The following is a 19,144-nucleotide window of genomic DNA, read 5'->3' on the forward strand; positions in this document are numbered from 1 at the left end:
TCGACAAAACCATGCTATCCCCTTTAAAAAAGTTTAATTTTCCGAATAATAGAGCATTATCTAGCTTTTTCTACGTTTTTCTTAATGAATCGACGATTATTGCAATTTGACAACACACTGTTTTTTATTTTGTCGAAAAATCTCTTTTTCCTTATTTTATAACATGATGGAAGAGAAAGAAAGGGTAGAAAAAAACTGCCGGAAGATTCGCGGCAGTTTTCATCAGCTTGCTTTTTTGTTTTTTTGATAAAGATCAATTCCTGCTTCTGACAGCATCCATTCAATGTGTACGCCGTATCCGCTTGTCGGGTCATTGACGAACACATGAGTGACCGCTCCAATGACTTTGCCATTTTGGATGATCGGACTTCCGCTCATTCCTTGAACGATTCCGCCCGTTTTGCTTAATAAGCGTTCATCTGTTACTTTAAGCACCATTCCTTTTGTTGCCGGGAATTTTTGCGGTGTTGTGCTGACGATTTTAATATCAAATTTCTCTACTTTATCATGGTCCACAACCGTTAATATTTCGGCTGGACCTTCTTTTACTTCATTTGATAATGCGACTGGAAGTGGTTTGTCTGCTACATGATTTTCAAGTTTTTCGGTTAACGTACCAAATATACCGAATGGACTGTTACGTGAAATATCACCTATCGTTTTTCTTTCGGAAGAAAACCTGGCCAATTTTTCTCCAGGGTTGCCTCCTGTCCCTTTTTCAATGGATGTGACAGTTGATCTGACAATTTCACCATTGTCGACCACGATTGGTTTTTTTGTATCCATGTCAGAAATCACATGCCCAAGGGCGCCATATTTTTTAGAAGATGGTTCAAAGAAGGTCATCGTCCCGATTCCTGCTGCGGAATCACGAATATAAAGACCGATTCGATAAGTACCTTCACTTGCATCTTTAGCGGGTGTTAATGTCGTTTGAAAGGTTTTATGGTCTCTTTTTATGAGTAAATGAAGGGTTTCCCCCGTTTTTCCTGCTTTCTGAATAAATGGGGTGAGGTCATTCATCTTCTCCATTTTCTGACCATTGATCTCAATGATCATATCCCCTGATTGAATGCCTGCAGCTTCACCTGGTGATTTTTTGCCGTCTGCTGTTGTGATTTGATGAAAACCGACAACGAGAACTCCGACAGAATGGAGTTTGACGCCAATGGATTGTCCTCCAGGAATGACTTTTAATTCGGGAAGAACATCGACTTTTGTTTTCTTAATAGGAAATCCTTTAAAATCATAAACAATTTCGGCTTTTCCCGCCTTTTGTCCCGTTACTTCAAGTTGATTCTTTTTCTCTGAAAGACTAAAGGCTGGTGAAGAAGCATTGGCTGACGCTTTAATGGATGTATCAATCGAATGCTTCTCGTGTTCAAATACTGCGACAGTTGTTGGAATGCTGATATATTCCTTCACTATGCTCATAAACCCTGTACTTATTAAAGAAACAAGGAGAATCACACCAATGGCTTTTCTCATCTTTTCGGGCATTCATTTTTCACTCTCCTCGCTCCTTACCCACACCAGAACATTAATGTTTTGGCTACATCTTTACTTTTGCCTTCTTAGCGAGGATTTATAACCGACACCTTTAGAAAATGATTGGATAAATTGATAAAAGAAAAAGACGATTTCATGCGTATATACGGCGAATATGAGACAATATAAAAAAGGCAGCTGTTGTTTCAGCTACCCTGTCGTTTTGACATCATTTGCTTGGTGCAGTAATTCTTTTGCATGCTGTTTTGTGAGCTCAGTGACTTCTACACCAGCAATCATTCGGCCAATTTCACTCACTTTTTCATCATCACTGAGTGGTTTGACGTTCGTCATTGTTCTACCAGCTTTAGCGCGTTTAGAAATAAAAAGATGTGTATCAGCCATTGCTGCGACTTGCGGCAGATGGGTAATACAGAGTACTTGTGAGCCTGCTGCTACTTTATAAATTTTTTCAGCAATGGCTTGTGCGACTCTGCCGCTAACGCCCGTATCCACTTCATCAAATATAATGGACGTCACTTCTTGTTTCGCTGAGAAAATACTTTTCACTGCCAGCATGACACGTGAAATTTCTCCTCCAGATGCTACTTTTGACAAAGATTTCATCGGTTCACCCGGATTTGTAGAAATGACAAATTGCGCTTGATCTATGCCATTTTTCCCGAGCTGTACGGGTTTTCCATCTAAAAGCGGGCAGTCCGTACTGCCAAAAGGTGCATATCGAATCGTAAAAGCGGTATCAAAAGAAGACTTCTCCATATATAAATCCTTCAATTCAGCTTGAATGTGCTTCGCCAGTTTTTTCGCCCATTTTTTACGGAGCTCTGACACGTTAAGCGCTTCAAGCAATGCATCCCGGCTTATCGCATCAAGTTTGTTTTTAAGTGTCTGCAAATGGCTGTCTCGATTTTGGATTTGGTCTATCTCCTCTTCAATCTTAGCCGCATATTCTAAAATTTCCTCAACGGTTGTGCCGTACTTTCGCTTCAGCTGCTTCATCTCATTTAGCCTAGACTCAATAAAATCAAGACGGGCTGGGTCAAATTCTAATTGATCAAGCATGCTGCGCATTTGAAAAGTAGAATCTTCTAATAAATAATAGGAGTTTGACACTTGCTCAGAGAGCTTTTTCAGATCGTCATTGATCTCAGAAACTTGCTCAAGCTCGCTTGAAGCCATCCCAACCCAATCAAGTCCTCCCTGCTCATTACGCAGAGCATTATACGCGTTTTGAAGCGAGGAAAAGATTTTTTCAAAATTGCTGATTTGATGACGTTCCTCTTGAAGTTTCTCATCTTCCCCAGGCTCTAATTGTGCCGCTTCAATCTCTTCCAGCTGAAATTGCAATAAGTCTAACCGGTGAACCATTTCTTGTTCATTTTCAGACAGCTGTTTGAGTTTTTGCGCCGTCTTCATATATTGATCATACGCTTCTTGATACTGCGAGAGAGCAGGTGCAATTTCTTCTGCTCCAAATTGATCAAGCAAATGCAAATGATTTTCATCCTCCATTAACAGCTGATTATCGTGCTGTCCATGTATATCAAGCAAAAGCCGGCCAACTTCTCTTAAAAGCGAGATGGTGACAAGCTTACCATTAATGCGGCAAATGCTTTTCCCGCTTTGATTGATATCACGGCGAAGAATCATCATTTCATCAGATGCATCAATTCCTTGCTCCTCGCAAAGGGCAAATACAGGATGATCTGCTGGTACAAGAAAAAGACCTTCCAGCTCTGCTTTTTTTTCGCCATAACGGACAAATTCGGATGATCCTCTTCCCCCTACGAGAAGTGAGACAGCGTCAATCATGATTGATTTTCCGGCACCTGTTTCCCCTGTTAGAACTGTGAGTCCTTTTTCAAACGAAACCGTTAACTCCTCAATGATTGCAAAGTTTTTAATGGTTAGTTCTGCTAACACTCATTTGACACCTCTTTTTGTAAACCTGATCTCTTTATAGAAGCTCTAAAATTTTGGACGAAACGGTATCCGTATCGTCTGGCGTGCGGCAAATGATTAAGATGGTATCATCCCCACAAATGGTTCCCATAATTTCTTCCCAATCTAAATTATCCATTAAAGCACCGATGGCTTGAGCGTTCCCAGGCATTGTTTTTAGAACGATTAAATGACTGGCAGCATCCATTTTAATAAATGCGTCCATTAAGGAACGCTTTAATTTTGATAACGGGTTAAACCGCTGATCTGCAGGAAGGCTGTATTTATATGTTCCGTTATTTGTTGGCACTTTGACTAAATGTAGTTCTTTGATATCTCTTGATACGGTCGCCTGTGTGATGTTATATCCATCCGCTTTCAAAATATCGACTAATTCGTCTTGTGTTTCGATTTCTTGGCTTGCGATAATTTCTCTAATCTTAATATGTCTTTGACCTTTGTTCATTTTGACCCCCCTAGGCGTTAGAATCTCAGTTTGTCTTTACGTTCTATGTTATATGATGCACACTTCAAAAAACAAGCATTACGTGAGAAACGGTCAATTCTGATCTTTTGACCATGTAAAAAGGAATAATAGCGAGCTATTATTCCTTTTGTTTCAATAATTCATGTGTCAGCCGGCTCAGGACTGTTTTTCTTTTCTTTCAATACGGCATGGGCTTCTTTGACGACTTTTTCAAGTTCAGATACTGGAAGTGCCGTATTCTCTTCTTGATCGGGATGCAGGACCAAGTGGAGGAGAAATTCGATATTTCCATCTCCGCCTGTAATCGGTGAAAACGAAACATCCTTTACATCATAGCCTTCTTTTGCAGCAAATTGATTCATTTCTTCTAGCACACCAAGATGTACAGAAGGTTCTCGCACAATGCCTTTTTTTCCAACAAGCTCTCTGCCCGCTTCAAACTGCGGCTTCACTAGCGCAATACAGTCGCCGCCTGGGATAAGAATATGCTTTAATGCGGGAAGAATAAGTTTGAGCGAGATAAATGATACATCAATAGATGCAACCTCTGGTAATCCTTCGGTGAAATCTGCCGGAACAGAATGGCGGAAGTTGGTGCGTTCCATGACGATCACCCGATCATCCTGTCGTAATTTCCACGCAAGCTGATTGTAGCCAACATCCACAGCATAGGATTTGACTGCTCCATTTTGGAGTGCGCAATCTGTAAATCCCCCTGTTGATGAGCCGATATCAATTAAAAGCTTTCCTTCAACGGTTAAATCAAATTCTTGAAGTGCCTTTTCGAGCTTTAGCCCACCTCGGCTGACATATTTCAGCGGATTCCCCTTCACAGTCAGCGGGGTATCACGAGCGATTTTTTCTCCTGGCTTATCCAAACGGTTTTCATTTGAGTAAACGATCCCTGCCATAATGGCGCGTTTTGCTTTCTCTCTCGTTTCCATTAGTCCTTGTTCGACTAATAAAACGTCAAGTCGTTCTTTCTTTGATGTCATGATCCAATTCCTTTTCTTGGTGCTGCGGGAAGCAGGTCACGTAATGTTTCAGCAACCTGTGTTTTCGTCAGTCCAATTTCCTCAAGTAGCGCATCGACACTTCCATGCTCAATAAATTCATCTGGAATGCCCATACGTTCTACTTTTATATGAGACGCTTTTTTGTCGTGAATATATTCTAATACGCTGCTGCCAAATCCACCCTGAAGCACCGCTTCTTCTATTGTTAAAATTGGCAAACCTTCAGACAGTATCTCATTTAACATACCTTCATCAAGAGGCTTAATGAAACGTGCATTGACAACACGGATTGATTTACCTTCTTTTTGCAGTTCTTCTGCTGCCTGCAGCGCCATTTTAATGGTTGTACCGAATGTTAAAATGACAGCATCTTTCCCGGGACGAAGAACTTCCCAAGAACCAATTGGGATGGTTTTCAGCTGTTCATCCATTTTGACGCCTAGTCCATTTCCACGCGGGAAGCGCATGGCGATTGGACCATCATCATATTGAATGGCTGTGTTGACCATATGCTGTCCTTCATTTTCATCCTTTGGCATCATGAGAACCATATTCGGCATATGACGCATGAAAGCAATGTCAAACACACCTTGATGTGTTTCTCCATCTGCACCGACAAGACCTGCACGGTCAATTCCAATGAACACATTGAGATTTTGACGGCAAATATCATGCAGCACTTGATCATAGGCTCTTTGAAGGAACGTTGAATAAATCGCTAAAAATGGCTTCATGTCCTGTGTAGCAAGTCCAGCTGCCATTGTTGCAGCGTGCTGCTCTGCAATTCCAACATCAAACATTCGCTCAGGGAATTCTTTTGCAAATCCTTCAAGCTTTGAGCCAACGGGCATTGCAGGTGTAATCGCGACAATCCGCTCATCTTCACGTGCAAGCTTTCTGACGGTTTCACTAACGAGACCACTCCACGACGGTGCAGCTGCTGTCGGTTTTACAAAGTCACCTGTGTCGATTTTGTATGGGCCTGTTCCGTGCCATGTGCCGATCTTATCAGATTCGGCCGGCTTATAGCCTTTTCCTTTTTTCGTGATGACATGAAGGAGAACCGGGCCTTTTGTTTTCTTTGCGTACTCAAGATTCTCGAACAAATCTTCATAGGAATGTCCGTCTACTGGTCCTAAGTAAGTAAAGCCCATTTCCTCAAAGAACATACCAGAGACAAGCAAATATTTCAGACTGTCCTTGATACGTTCTGCTGTTGCAGCAAGCTTCCCGCCTACTGCTGGGATACGCTTGAATAAGTATTCAAGCTCGTCCTTTACCCATTGGTATTTACCAGCTGTACGTAGTCTGCCAAGCATTGTATGGATCGCACCAACGTTTGGCGCAATACTCATTTCATTGTCGTTTAAGATCACAATCATGTCTTTTTTTTCATCCCCGATATGGTTCAGTGCTTCTAACGCCATACCGCCGGTTAGTGCACCATCGCCGATAATCGGGAGAATGTATTCATCTGTTCCTTTAATGTCACGCGCTGCCGCCATTCCCATTGCACCAGATAATGAGGTTGAACTGTGTCCAGTCTCCCAAACATCATGTTCACTTTCATTTCGTTTAGGGAAACCGCAGAGCCCTTTATATTGACGAAGCGTATCAAACTCGGCGCCTCTTCCAGTTAACAGCTTGTGAACGTAAGACTGATGTCCAACATCCCAAAGAAATTTGTCTTTCGGGCTGTCAAATACTTTGTGAAGTGCAACAGTAAGTTCAACGACACCAAGGTTTGGACCAATGTGCCCACCAGAGTTCGCTAACGACTCAATTAAAAACGTGCGAATGTCCGCACTCAGCTCCTCTAATTCTGCATTTGACATTCCTTTTAGAAACGTTGGATTTTTTATTGATAAAAGATCCAATCAGGATCAACTCGCTTTCAACAAAATTTCTATCTACATATATAATGCCTTATTCCTATGAAAACCAATTCAGGAATAAGAGTTGTCTCATCATGATAAACTGTTTACAGTTTACCACAATTGCTCGAGGACCCTCAAATCTAGGCTGTTTTTAGTGATCTCGTGAGGCAATCAGATCGCATAAATCATGCAGCAAGTTTTGCTCCAACTCAAGATTTGAGACAATTTCTTTCGCACGAGTGATATGTTCATCCAGCTTTTCTTTTGCTCCTGAAAGCGTTAATAAAGAAGGATATGTCGACTTTTCATTTGCTGTATCGGAGCCGATCCGCTTTCCTATTTTCTCTTCGCTGCCTTCAAGATCTAAAATATCGTCACGGATTTGAAAAGCAATGCCAATATGATAGCTGAATTCTCTCAGCTTTTCGATCTCATCATCAGATGCACCTGCCAGTATCGCACCTGCAACCACACTAAAGGTGAGTAGCTTTCCTGTTTTGCGGGCATGAATCGATTCTAATTCAGAAAGAGGGATTTGTTTCTGTTCTGCTTCCATATCATCAAATTGTCCGCCAACCATTCCGAGTGCACCTGCTGATGTAACAAGTTCATCGATGATTCGAAGCTTTTGATCAGCAGGTACATCGTCAGATAATTGCGATGTAATCAGACGGAAGCTTTCAGTGAGCAGCGCATCACCTGCAAGAACGGCTGTTGCCTCGCCGTATACTTTATGGTTGGTCGGCTTTCCTCGGCGCAGGTCATCATCATCCATACAAGGAAGATCATCATGTATCAAGGAATATGTATGAATCATTTCCACTGCACAGCCTACTGGTATACCCTCTTCTTCCCTTTTTCCATACGCATTTAAAAGAGCAAGAACAAGCACAGGACGCAGTCTTTTTCCGCCAGCTTTCAGAGAATAAAGCATAGAAGATTTCAGCTCTTCTGGAATAGACAATTCCTGCACATATGTAAATAAATAGTCTTCAATTGCTTGTTTTCGTGTTGTTAAAAATTCGTTTAAGTTACTTGTCACCAGCATCTGCCTCCTTCACAGAAAAAGGAGCCAGTTCACCGTCCTCTTTTAAAATGAAATCCATTTGCTTTTCAACATGCTGTAATTTTTCATGGCAAAGTTTTGAGAGCGTCATACCCTCTTGGAAATAGTGGATAGCTTGTTCTAGCGGTACATCGCCTTCTTCGAGCTTTCCCACAATCTCTTCAAGTCCTTTCATGGCCTCTTCAAATGTCATTTGTTCTTCTTTTTGTTTATTTGATTCTGTCATGATGATTGCCCTCCTTCTCAATAACCTCACAAATCAGACGTCCATCCTTCATTGTAATCGTTAGTTGATCCTTCGTTTCTACTTGATTCACACTTTTAATGAGCTCATCTTCTTTATAAGCTAAACTATAGCCTCTTTCCATGACTTGAAGCGGATTTAATGCATTTAGTTTACCAAGAACCGATTGGAACTGCGAATGAATTGTTTTCATTTGCACGTTCATGCTCCGAACGAGCTGTTCTGTTTCATTGGCATGGCGTTTTTTCGCCTGAAGAAGCTGCTCTTTTGGATGAAGCGGCTTCAGTCTATATGTTTGGCGGTCAAGTTGACTGCGTTTTTGTTCCATTTGTCTTGTCAGCTGTTTTTGAAAACGATCAAATACCATATCGAATTGCTGCTCTTTTTGCTCTTGTAATCGTTTTGGAAAACGGAAAGCATAAGAGGATTGAAGTGCCACAAGACGGTCTTTTGCTTGTGACGTTCGATTTTTTACTGCTCTTGTTAACCGAATGTCGATTGATTTGATTCGTTCAATTAAGTCAGCGGTGCTTGGAACAGCTAGTTCTGCTGCTCCTGTTGGTGTGGGTGCTCTCATGTCTGCAGTGAAATCACTAATGGTAAAGTCTGTTTCGTGCCCAACGGCAGAAATGATTGGAATGTCTGATGCGAAGATCGCTCTTGCGACTGCTTCTTCATTAAAGGCCCAAAGTTCTTCAATCGATCCTCCGCCTCTCCCGACAATCAAGACATCACAAAGCTGTTTTTCATTGGCTTCTTTAATCCGTTCCACAATCGAACGCGGGGCATTTTCTCCTTGGACTAATGCCGGAAGCACAATGATCTTGGCCTGCTGATAGCGCCGATTGATCGTGGTAATGACATCTCGAACAGCTGCTCCTGTTGGGGATGTAATGACACCAACAACCTCTGGATATTCAGGAATTGTTTTTTTATAGCGCTCATCAAATAAGCCTTCACTTGCTAGTTTCTTCTTCAGCTCTTCATAGGCAAGATGAAGAGCACCAACACCATCAGGCTGCATTTCTTTTGCATATAATTGATAGCTTCCGCTCGGTTCGTAGACTTGAATTCCGCCACGTACGAACACTTTCATTCCGCTCTTTGGTGAAAAAGGCAGCTTGGACGCGGAGCGCTGGAACATAACAGCTTGCATACGTGCATTTTCGTCCTTTAAGGTGAAATAAACATGACCTCTTGAATGAATCTTCACATTCGATAACTCACCTTTGATCCAAATATCTTCTAAATGAGGGTCAACATCAAATTTTCTTTTTATGTATTTTGTAAGGGCTGTGACCGTCACAAAGGCTTTTTCACTCATGACGTATTCCTCCTCTTCAAAAACGCACATTCATCCACCGGCAGCACGCAGGTGGATGAATGGATCAAGCTTATGATAATGTACGTTTTGCTGATTTAACCGTATTGTGTGCAAGCATCGTGATTGTCATTGGACCCACTCCGCCAGGGACTGGTGTGATGTAAGAAGCTTTTTCTTTTGCTGCTTCAAAGTCAACGTCGCCTACAAGTTTCCCTGTTTCTAGACGATTGACTCCTACATCAATGACAATAGCGCCTTCTTTAATTTGGTCAGCTTTAATAAAGTTTGCTCGACCGACGGCAACAACTAAAATGTCCGCTTTTAACGTATGTTCTGAAATGTTCGTCGTTCTTGAATGACAGTAGGTGACGGTTGCATTTTCGTTTAATAGCAATTGTCCAACTGGTTTGCCGACAATATTGCTTCGTCCTACAACGACCACTTCTTTGCCAGAGAGATCCACACCTGTTTTGTTCAATAATTCAACAATACCTGCTGGTGTGCAAGGGAGGAATGTGTCTTCCCCAAGTAGCATTTTCCCGATATTCAGCGGATGAAAACCATCTACGTCTTTCTCTGGTGAAATTCGTTCAATGACGGCTTTTTCAGAAATATGTTTTGGCAGTGGAAGCTGAACAAGAATTCCGTGGAATTGATCATTCGCATTGTACTGATCAATCATCTTTAGCAATTCCTCTTCTGTTAAAGAAGCATCTAAATGATCAAGCTGGAAATGCATGCCCATGGCTTCTGCTGCTTTTTTCTTCCCGCGTACGTAAGAAAGTGAAGCCGGATCATCACCGATTAGAATAACGGCAAGACCAGGTGTGACTCCTTTTTGTTTTAGCTCTTCTACTTCTTTTGCTAATTGTTCACGCTTTTCTTTTGCTGTTTCTTTCCCATCGATGATTGTTGCTGTCATGTCGAATCCTCCTATTGCTGCTTTAGGTCGTTTTTAATGTTTGAAAGTACACCATTTACAAATTTCGGCGCCTTATCGTCACCGAACAATTTAGCCAGTTCAATGGCTTCATTCATTGAAACACTCACCGGGATATCTTCTTGATATACCATTTCGTACACAGACAGCCTTAAAATGGCTCTGTCTACGTTCGCAATACGATCAAGTTTCCAATTCACAAGATGCTGTGAAATCATGTCATCGAGCTTGTCCTTTTGTTCGAGCACACCGAAAACCAGTTCCTCGAAAAAAGGATCTGATTCTTGTTCATCCAGCGCATGTGTAATGGCCTCTTTCGGATCAATATTGCTGACATCAATTTGAAATAATGTTTGTAGCGCCTTTTCTCTTGCAGTTCTTCTTTTCATTATTTACTCCTTTAACCACTTTATCCGCTTGTCGTTAAGCCATACAGAGATCATAACATATTTTGACCGCAGTCGCACCAAGATCCATGCGAGCTGTGACGAAAAACGAATCACTCCATGCGTGACGTAATCATCATGCGGAATTTTCCCAAAAATGGGCTTTAAAAAACCAAAGAGGCAATGCCTCCTTGGTTTCACTTCAACCCTTTTTACATTTCTTGATCAACTTCAGCTTCAGCTGTTTTTGTATCAAATTGAATGCCAACGACATGAATGTTAATTTCATTAATCGTTAAGGCCGTCATGTTTAAAAGGGTTTGACGGATATTTTCTTGAACAGCAGTGGATACCTTTGGAATGGATAGGCCAAATTCAACCACACAATACACATCAATTGTGATGCCTTCATCAGAGACATCTACTTTCACACCTTTACGGTGATTTTTCTTCCCAAAGCGTTCTGCCACATCAGCAGCGAAGTTGCCGCGCATTTCCGCAATTCCTTCGACCTCTGATGCAGCGATCCCAGCAATGACTTCAATCACTTCTGGCGCAATTTGCACTTTTCCCAATTGATCTTCATCAAGGTTCATTTCAAGCAAATTGTTTTCTGACACGATCATTCACCTCCGAAAGCTGTTATTATTTCATAATTTGATACGTTTCTAAAAACTTCGTATTAAAATTACCGCTCACAAATGTTTCGTGCTCTAGTAATCTGAGGTGGAATGGAATCGTTGTGTAGACTCCTTCAATGACGAATTCTTGCAGCGCACGTTTCATTCTTGCAATTGCTTCTTCTCTCGTTTTACCATATGTGATCACTTTCGCAATCATACTATCGTAATATGGCGGAATCACATAACCAGGATAAGCGGCAGAATCAACACGTACTCCTAAACCGCCTGGCGGAAGGTACATTTTAATTTCACCAGCAGAAGGCATGAAATTTTTCTCAGGGTTCTCTGCGTTAATACGACATTCAATCGCCCAGCCTTCGTATACGACATCCTCTTGCGTAAGGGAAAGCTTTTCACCTGAAGCTACTTTGATCTGTTCTTTGATCAAATCAACACCAGTGACCATTTCCGTTACAGGATGCTCTACTTGGATACGTGTATTCATTTCCATGAAGTAAAACTTCTCTTCATTATAATCGTAAATGAATTCAACCGTTCCAGCACCTGTGTATTCAACAGCTTCGGCTGCTTTTACGGCAGCTTCACCCATTTGCTCACGAATATCTGCATTTAGTGCAGGTGATGGCGTTTCTTCCAGTAGCTTTTGCATTCTTCTTTGGATAGAACAATCACGTTCACCTAAGTGAATGGTATTCCCATGCTGATCAGCAAGGACTTGAATTTCAACGTGTCTAAAGTCTTCAATGAATTTCTCCAAATAGACACCTGGGTTCCCGAAGTTTTGTGCTGCTTCCTGCTGCGTAATGGTGACACCGTTAATGAGCTCTTCTTCTGTGCGAGCCACACGGATACCTTTACCACCGCCGCCTGCAGTTGCTTTAATAATGACAGGATACCCAATATCAGCTGCTGTTGAAACAGCATCATCAAGATCTTTTACAATTCCTTGAGAACCAGGGACAATTGGAACACCAGCTTGCTTCATTGTTTCTCTTGCCACATCTTTCGTTCCCATTTTGGAAATTGCTGACGCAGTTGGTCCAACAAAGATGACATTACATTCCTCGCAAAGCTCTGCAAAGTCTGCATTTTCAGCAAGGAAACCATATCCTGGATGGATGGCATCTGTACCTGTTAGCTTTGCCACACTGACAATATTTGTCACATTTAAATAACTATCTTTTGAAGCAGTCGGTCCGATGCAATATGCTTCATCAGCCATTTGAACATGCAGCGCATCACGATCCGCTTCAGAAAATACCGCAACTGTTTCAATTCCAAGCTCTTTACAAGCACGGATGATTCTAACTGCGATTTCTCCTCTGTTTGCAATTAATAGCTTTTTAATCATGATCGTACTCCTTACTCTGCTTTCACTAGAAAGAGGGGTTGTCCGAATTCTACAAGCTGACCGTTTTCAGCTAATACTTCGACGATTTCGCCTTTTACTTCTGCTTCGATTTCATTAAACAGTTTCATCGCTTCAACGATACATACAACTGAGTTTTCCTTCACTTTAGAACCTGTTGTCACATATGGATCTGCTTCTGGTGAAGAAGAAGCGTAAAATGTGCCAACCATTGGGGATGTGATTTTATGCAGGTTTTCAGACGCGGCTCCCTCTTGTGCAGGGGCTTCGGTCTGAGCTGGAGCTTGTGCTTTAGGAGCTTGTTGAGCTGGAGCTGCTTGGACAGGAGCCACTGGTGCTTGTGCCGCAACTTGCTGAACGACTTCTTTATTTTTCTTTAACTTGATTTTTGCACCTTCATTTTCGTACGTAAATTCATCAATTGTTGATTCGTCAATTAATTTAATCAGTTCATGAATCTCTTCAATTTTTAACATGGATTTGCACCCCTATGTATGGATTTATCTTTTTTTATAGGCTAGTACTAAAAGTACATACTATAACCATCTTACAGGAGGATTTCGTTGAATTCAACTATTAATGTGATGAGACACCTCGCGCAAGCACCTGAAAAAGGGCGTCAACCCGCATGAAAAAACGCCCTTTTCAGAAAAGGGCGCTTGTGCATTTTTTATTGATTCGATGGCTCAAAAGTGACGGCTACGTTATCAAGCCCTCTCATTTCTTTTGTGACCAAATCAATAATATCTGCTGCTTGGGACTTTGATTTTTTATCAGAACGAACCGTGATGTTCACTTTATCTCCTTCTGCACTGACGAGCGCATCTTTATATCCTTTTGTTTTAATTAATGTCTCCAGCTGGCGCTCTGTTCCTTCTGCCTCACTAAGCGCTGTCATTTGATCATAAGCTTCACTTTTTTCTTGCGCTGTTGCATCATCGCTAGACACGATTTCGTTATACTCTTCACGCTGCTTGCTGCGCTTATCTTCCAGTTCAAGTCTGTAGGTTGTGAAAAGTTCATCGTCGGTCTGCTCTGAAACAGCCTTTCCTTCTTCTCCACTTGTTTCAACATCTTCTTGTTTCGCATTGGTTTCTTTGTCAGTTGATTTCTCTTCTGCATTCTTTTCGGTTCCTTTATCAGTCCCTTTTTCTGGCTCAGCCTTTTTCTCTTCCATTCCTTTTGATTTTGTATCTTCTACTGTCACAGCATTCTCACCTTGTGGGGACATGATATAGTACACACTTAATACGACAACTAAACTTAGCATCGTTAATAGCCAAACCGTTTGTTTTTTTAACATCATTCCGAATCCTCCTTGATTTTTTTAGGGGCAACAGCCACTCTATGGCTCGGTACATCAAGCACTCGTGTAACCGCTTCAATGATGGTTTTCTTTATTTGAACGTTGTCTACTCCTTGAGCAACAACGAGGACACCTCGAATGTCTGGCTTTTTCGTTTGGACAACAACAGGTGTTTCTTCATTGCCATTTTTAATAATGACAATCTCTTCTTCTTTTGTTTGATCCGTGACACTTCGCACGCCGCCTTCTTTGTCTGTTTCCTCGGTCGTAGTGCTTTTATTGGATTTGTTTTTTTCAAACACTTTTAAAGAAGTTGCGTCTACATTTACCACGATGGAAACATCCTCAACACCAATGATCGTTTCTAAAATCTCTTTCAGCTGATTTTCGTATTCTTGTTCAACATCCTCTATCGAGTTGTTTGACTTACCTGAAGAGGATGGTTTGAACACCGCCTGCTCTTCTGAGGATGTTTTTTTAGACGCAGGAACAGCAGCCTCTTGTTTGCTTGATGGCGGTGACAGAATTTGACTGACTAACATGAATGACACGCCGATGATGAAGACAAGCAGTAAGTAATGGTGCTTCGTTAATTTTGGTTTCCCTTCACCTTTTTCAGGTGCTTGGAACATTGATTTCAGCTTTTGTCTCCAGTCCTTGTTATTCATGATCTGCTACGTCACCTCCCTCAATGTTGAGCGCAATGTGTTCAGGCCGTGTATTCCAAACATCTGCAAGCGTCTCTTTCACCCTCATCTCTTTTGCTGACGTCTCGGCGCTTTCCTCCTTTTGCCTGGAGAGATCAATGTCGACCTTTGCCACCGTTTCTACAGCATCACCTGTGAGCGGGACAAGGACTGCTTTGATGCGAAATTGATCTGCCTCCATATTCTGATCAAGGTGCTCCTCATCTGCCAACACTTCTACGTGTTTCATTTCATAGCTCTCCTTCTCCAGTGGCTCCTTTGCGCTTTTTTCTAGTTGGACAGCCATTTGCTTTAAAATATATGCACGCTGTGAAGCTTGTATTTCTTTTTTTTCTAAATTCATCTGATTTTTTATTTCTTCTGATTGCGCTTGGTCCTTCCCTTTCATGATTTCTGAGAAAATTTGGTCCGGATCTGCCCGGAATAACGCAAAGATCGGATTGAGCATCACGACAATTAACAATAAGCTGACGACCATTTTTGCATACTTCTGCATGCTTGAATTGGGAAGCAAAAGATCAATCACAATCGCAAATAAAATAAATAGGATAATACTTGTGATCCATTCTGTGAGAAAACTCAAATGGTGTCCCCTCCTTACTTCATCATCATGGTGAGGTTGCCAGCTGTGATGATAACGGTAATGCTTAAAAAGAACATAAGCGATACAACAGCTAATGCAGCAAATATATAAAGAACACTTTTTGAAATGACATCAAGGCAGCTAATAATTGGCCCGCCCCCTAAAGGCTGAAGAATCGCAGCGGCCAGTTTATAAATCAGAGCGAGCGACAGCACTTTAATCGCTGGGAAAGCCGCAATTGAAATCAAAATGGCGACGCCTACAAGGCCAACCGTATTTTTCAGCAGCACAGAGGCGCTGATAACGGTATCTGTCGCATCAGTAAACATTCTGCCAAGGACAGGGATGAAATTTCCGGTAATAAACTTGGCTGTGCGAAGAGCGATTCCATCAGTGATAGCAGCAGATGCCCCCTGTACAGAAATGACGCCGAGGAATACAGTTAAAAAAACAGCGAGCCCGCCAATGGCGACATTTCTTAACAGCTGGGCAAGCTGGGTCACTTTGTATTGTTCCGTCAATGTACTGACTATGCTCAAGATCGCTGATAAAAAGATGAGCGGAAGAACGACATATTGAATAAAAACACCGCTCGTGTTCATTAAAAACAAAATCACAGGATGAAAGAATCCGGCTGAGACAAGCCCGCCTGATGAGGCAATAAGTGCTAATAAAAGAGGAATAAGAGCAAGAATAAAACTAGTCATCGTTTGAATGGCTTCTGTTGCATAAGAGATCGCAACATGAAAACTGTTTAATGCAATAATGATAAGCACCATATAAACAAGAGCGTATGCAACTTTACTAACAGTGCTTTGCTCAAACGCATTTTGCAAAAGCTGCAAAAGCGAACAAAAGATGGTAAGTAATATAAGTGTGCCTAAGAGCTTTCCATTGGCAATCAGCTCATGAAACAGATAATGAACAAAAGCTTTCAGCCACGTTTGGGGAGACAGCTCTTTATCGCCATCGATCATTTCCTTCACTGTACCTTTTTGGCTTTCAGGCAGAAAGCCACCATACTCGTCCAATATCGTTTCCCAAAAGTCACTGATAGAATGAAGCTCTAAGGCATCAGCCTGTCCACCCGCAACTTCTTCTGCGACCGGTTCTTCACTTGATAAAGGCACACTTTCTTCTGCACCTGCATACGGAACAATCATCCAAAAGAACATCATAAACCCCAGCACAGCTGTCACCCGTTTCATCATCATCACCTCTTTTCCATCAAGTCATGGACGGGATCATACCTAGGATCGTCTCAATGATGACCGTTAAAATCGGTACCGCCATGACCAAAATAAGAATCTTGCCGCCAAGCTCTATTTTTGAAGCGATGGCGCCTTGCCCCGCATCCTTTGTGAGCTGGGCACCAAATTCTGCAATATAGGCAATGCCAATGATTTTCAAAATGGTTTCCACGTATTTCATATTGACGCCTGCACTTGCTGCAATTTTTTCAATCATGGAGATAATGGCATAGATTTGATCGATTAAATAAAGGAAAATGACACACCCAGTAAACACAACAAGCATAAAGGCGAAGGTTGGCTTTTGTTCTTTGACGATTAATGCTAGAAAAGTAGCGATTAAACCAAGTCCAACAATTTGAATAATTTCGATTTGTAAGCCCTCCCCTATCCTTGAAATAGAAATACGGCTTTAATCTTCTTAAACAAATCATCCACAATGGTAGCAACCATAAATAAAATGTAGATAAATCCAAGCAGTGTCACCCACTGTGCGTACTCTTTTTTCCCCATTTGATCTAAAATCGTATGGAGAAAAGCCACGACGATACCCACTCCCGCAATTTGGAAAATGACGTTTACATCAACGCCCATGCTCTCGACTCCCTTCCTCTCACATCAATAACAGAATCAGTAGTAACCCACTTAGAAAACCAAGACTTCTCACCATTTTTTCATTTTTCGCTTGGGCAACTTCAGCTTCTTTCTCCTCTGATTCCAAATGGCCTAAAGCTAGCTTGATATATTTTTGCTGAGCCGTCACATCATGCTGACCAAGGGTTTCTCCAAAGTGCTTCAGCGCCTCATATTCGCCTTTTTTTAATACGGTTTTTTTCCATACATCCTCTAGACTTTCATTCCATGCATGCCTCGCAGAAAAGGTTCCGACGTTGAGTTTTTCTGCAAATTGTTCAAATAGCCGATTCACAGGCGGTCCTACTTGGGACGCAATTTGGTCAGCAGCTCTAGCTAAAGGTGTTTGACCATACATAATTTCAGCTTCAAGAGATTGGAGTGCAAACCGGAGCTGGCGGATTTGCTTTGGCCGATCACTGTACCGCTTCGCAAACTCGAATCCTCCCCATGTCGTAGCCGCAACAATGAAAATAGCACCAATAAGCTTTAACATACGTCCACTCCCCGCCTCCGCTTCAGCTCTTGTCCCTCTTGGTCAAATATCCGTCCGATCGTGCCAGGCCCTTTTTCTCTATTTAATTCCACATATCGATCAAACACACGAAGCTGCCATAACGGTTCAAATGATGGCCGTTTAGATAAGTCTTCAAGAGAATAACCATGAGCTGAGACGATAATGGTGACTCCAGCATGGATTGCTTCTAACAGTGCCTGTACATCTTCACTTTTTCCGATTTCATCGACAATGATGACTTCTGGGCTCATGGATCTGATCATCATCATTAATCCTTCAGCCTTTGGGCACGCATCAAGTACATCAATCCGGTGCCCAAAAGAATGCTGCGGCACTCCTCTTATACAACCTGCGATTTCAGAGCGTTCATCTACAATCCCTGTTTTTCTAGGAGAAATGGCTGTTGTTCCTGTACTGACAAGACGTGCTAGATCACGCAGCAATGTCGTTTTCCCGGTTTGCGGCGGACCTATAATCAGTGTGTTACACCAATGTTTTTCATATAAATAAGGGAGAAACGGCAGAGCAATTCCGATCTTCTCTTTTGCGATGCGAATATTAAATGAAGAAATATCTCTTAAGCCTTTGACGAATCCATTTTCGACGATGACCTTTCCAGCAAGCCCAACTCGATGTCCGCCAGATATGGTGATATAGCCCTGTTTTAACTCTTCCTCAAGTGTGTACATGCTGTAATTACTGAGCCTGCCTAATAGCTGAGCCGCATCTTCACCTGTTGTATAATAGGAAAGAAAGCGGGGTTTTCCTCCTTGCATCAGCTCAATTGGGCGATCGGTGCGAATGCGGATTTCTTCTATTTGCGCCCACTCTGCTTCTTTTAACATGCTGAGTTCTTGTCCAATTGAGTGCGGGAGAATATCCAACAAACTCCGCAACGAATTCCCCTCCTTTTTTTCTTCTCTAAAATGTATGATGCATGCCGTTAATTATGCCAAGCCATTTCACTTATAAATTCCAACAAGAATAAATACGACACCAATGAAAATAAACACAAGCTTCGCATAGGATAACTGCCCTGCAATTTGGTAGATTCCAATCGTCATCGTGATAATAAAAATGAGCGGCCCAATGATCGCTAATATACTATTGATGACAACCGCTTTACGCACATCATTTGTCACTAAAATGAGGATGGCGGCCGTCAGTTCAATCGTGGCAGATAAAAACCTCATCCCTGCCATGGCAGCAACTGATGGGTGTATACCCGGGAGAAATTGTTTCATATAGAACCTCCAGCTTTTTTTACACTATATGCTTCACTAGCTAGAAGTAGTCTTGTTTTTCAAAAGGAAGAGAGATGGATGAGAGAATAGAGTAAGGGGGT

The 19,144-nt window shown here is 41.9% G+C and carries 22 protein-coding genes; all 22 read right to left on the bottom strand.

Annotated features, from left to right (window positions below; genetic code table 11):
* Nucleotides 1–222: 222 nt before the first annotated feature.
* Nucleotides 223–1,500, bottom strand: coding sequence for a SpoIVB peptidase (gene spoIVB / locus MHH31_RS11140; RefSeq protein ID WP_342494811.1), 1,278 nt, complete (start codon nt 1,498–1,500; stop codon nt 223–225).
* Between the two features lie 198 nt (nt 1,501–1,698).
* The gene (gene recN, locus MHH31_RS11145) at nt 1,699–3,432 is read right to left on the bottom strand and encodes a DNA repair protein RecN (protein WP_008342224.1); all 1,734 of its coding nucleotides are present in this window, start codon (nt 3,430–3,432) and stop codon (nt 1,699–1,701) included.
* 34 nt (nt 3,433–3,466) lie between these two features.
* Nucleotides 3,467–3,916 (bottom strand): transcriptional regulator ArgR, encoded by a 450-nt coding sequence (gene argR / locus MHH31_RS11150; RefSeq protein WP_007501163.1) that lies wholly within the window; start codon nt 3,914–3,916, stop codon nt 3,467–3,469.
* A gap of 161 nt (nt 3,917–4,077) precedes the next feature.
* Entirely contained in the window at nt 4,078–4,932 is an 855-nt protein-coding gene (locus MHH31_RS11155; RefSeq protein ID WP_007501164.1) for a TlyA family RNA methyltransferase, read from the bottom strand.
* A complete protein-coding gene (dxs, locus tag MHH31_RS11160) occupies nt 4,929–6,830 on the bottom strand; it encodes a 1-deoxy-D-xylulose-5-phosphate synthase (protein WP_007501165.1) in 1,902 nt (633 codons plus the stop codon). Before dxs ends, MHH31_RS11155 begins: the two co-directional genes overlap by 4 nt.
* A 151-nt stretch (nt 6,831–6,981) precedes the next feature.
* Complete coding sequence (locus tag MHH31_RS11165) at nt 6,982–7,872, bottom strand: polyprenyl synthetase family protein (RefSeq protein WP_041091760.1); 891 nt, start codon at nt 7,870–7,872, stop codon at nt 6,982–6,984.
* On the bottom strand, nt 7,862–8,122 hold the full coding sequence (locus MHH31_RS11170) for an exodeoxyribonuclease VII small subunit (protein WP_003215880.1): 261 nt from the start codon (nt 8,120–8,122) through the stop codon (nt 7,862–7,864). Before MHH31_RS11170 ends, MHH31_RS11165 begins: the two co-directional genes overlap by 11 nt.
* The gene (gene xseA / locus MHH31_RS11175; protein ID WP_024718864.1) at nt 8,106–9,464 is read right to left on the bottom strand and encodes an exodeoxyribonuclease VII large subunit; all 1,359 of its coding nucleotides are present in this window, start codon (nt 9,462–9,464) and stop codon (nt 8,106–8,108) included. Before xseA ends, MHH31_RS11170 begins: the two co-directional genes overlap by 17 nt.
* Before the next feature lie 70 nt (nt 9,465–9,534).
* On the bottom strand, nt 9,535–10,386 hold the full coding sequence (gene folD, locus MHH31_RS11180; RefSeq protein WP_335357754.1) for a bifunctional methylenetetrahydrofolate dehydrogenase/methenyltetrahydrofolate cyclohydrolase FolD: 852 nt from the start codon (nt 10,384–10,386) through the stop codon (nt 9,535–9,537).
* 11 nt (nt 10,387–10,397) lie between these two features.
* On the bottom strand, nt 10,398–10,793 hold the full coding sequence (nusB, locus tag MHH31_RS11185; RefSeq protein ID WP_012010530.1) for a transcription antitermination factor NusB: 396 nt from the start codon (nt 10,791–10,793) through the stop codon (nt 10,398–10,400).
* A 209-nt stretch (nt 10,794–11,002) separates the two neighbouring features.
* A complete protein-coding gene (locus MHH31_RS11190) occupies nt 11,003–11,410 on the bottom strand; it encodes an Asp23/Gls24 family envelope stress response protein (RefSeq protein ID WP_017357965.1) in 408 nt (135 codons plus the stop codon).
* A 25-nt stretch (nt 11,411–11,435) separates the two neighbouring features.
* Nucleotides 11,436–12,785 (bottom strand): acetyl-CoA carboxylase biotin carboxylase subunit, encoded by a 1,350-nt coding sequence (gene accC, locus MHH31_RS11195; protein ID WP_286068076.1) that lies wholly within the window; start codon nt 12,783–12,785, stop codon nt 11,436–11,438.
* 11 nt (nt 12,786–12,796) lie between these two features.
* The gene (gene accB / locus MHH31_RS11200; protein ID WP_024718862.1) at nt 12,797–13,279 is read right to left on the bottom strand and encodes an acetyl-CoA carboxylase biotin carboxyl carrier protein; all 483 of its coding nucleotides are present in this window, start codon (nt 13,277–13,279) and stop codon (nt 12,797–12,799) included.
* Nucleotides 13,280–13,473: 194 nt separating this feature from the next.
* The gene (locus tag MHH31_RS11205) at nt 13,474–14,106 is read right to left on the bottom strand and encodes a SpoIIIAH-like family protein (protein WP_024718861.1); all 633 of its coding nucleotides are present in this window, start codon (nt 14,104–14,106) and stop codon (nt 13,474–13,476) included.
* A complete protein-coding gene (gene spoIIIAG / locus MHH31_RS11210; RefSeq protein WP_035390787.1) occupies nt 14,106–14,777 on the bottom strand; it encodes a stage III sporulation protein AG in 672 nt (223 codons plus the stop codon). The genes MHH31_RS11205 and spoIIIAG overlap by 1 nt, the downstream gene beginning before the upstream one ends.
* Nucleotides 14,770–15,399: a stage III sporulation protein AF gene (spoIIIAF, locus tag MHH31_RS11215; protein ID WP_342494812.1), complete on the bottom strand. Its 630-nt coding sequence runs from the start codon at nt 15,397–15,399 to the stop codon at nt 14,770–14,772. The genes spoIIIAG and spoIIIAF overlap by 8 nt, the downstream gene beginning before the upstream one ends.
* 14 nt (nt 15,400–15,413) lie before the next feature.
* Nucleotides 15,414–16,607 carry a stage III sporulation protein AE gene (gene spoIIIAE, locus MHH31_RS11220; protein WP_017357967.1) on the bottom strand — a complete coding sequence of 398 codons (1,194 nt, stop codon included), beginning with the start codon at nt 16,605–16,607 and terminating at the stop codon, nt 15,414–15,416.
* 19 nt (nt 16,608–16,626) lie between these two features.
* Nucleotides 16,627–17,040: a stage III sporulation protein AD gene (gene spoIIIAD, locus MHH31_RS11225; RefSeq protein WP_087978339.1), complete on the bottom strand. Its 414-nt coding sequence runs from the start codon at nt 17,038–17,040 to the stop codon at nt 16,627–16,629.
* On the bottom strand, nt 17,037–17,243 hold the full coding sequence (gene spoIIIAC / locus MHH31_RS11230; RefSeq protein WP_003153142.1) for a stage III sporulation protein AC: 207 nt from the start codon (nt 17,241–17,243) through the stop codon (nt 17,037–17,039). The genes spoIIIAD and spoIIIAC overlap by 4 nt, the downstream gene beginning before the upstream one ends.
* A 19-nt stretch (nt 17,244–17,262) precedes the next feature.
* Nucleotides 17,263–17,778 (bottom strand): stage III sporulation protein SpoIIIAB, encoded by a 516-nt coding sequence (gene spoIIIAB, locus MHH31_RS11235; protein WP_007501189.1) that lies wholly within the window; start codon nt 17,776–17,778, stop codon nt 17,263–17,265.
* Nucleotides 17,772–18,695 (bottom strand): stage III sporulation protein AA, encoded by a 924-nt coding sequence (gene spoIIIAA / locus MHH31_RS11240; protein ID WP_024718857.1) that lies wholly within the window; start codon nt 18,693–18,695, stop codon nt 17,772–17,774. The genes spoIIIAB and spoIIIAA overlap by 7 nt, the downstream gene beginning before the upstream one ends.
* A 66-nt stretch (nt 18,696–18,761) precedes the next feature.
* Complete coding sequence (locus MHH31_RS11245) at nt 18,762–19,043, bottom strand: YqhV family protein (RefSeq protein WP_039165991.1); 282 nt, start codon at nt 19,041–19,043, stop codon at nt 18,762–18,764.
* Between the last annotated feature and the right edge of the window lie 101 nt (nt 19,044–19,144).

The sequence above is a fragment of the Bacillus sp. FSL K6-1033 genome, assembly GCF_038630765.1.
Lineage (GTDB): Bacteria > Bacillota > Bacilli > Bacillales > Bacillaceae > Bacillus > Bacillus altitudinis.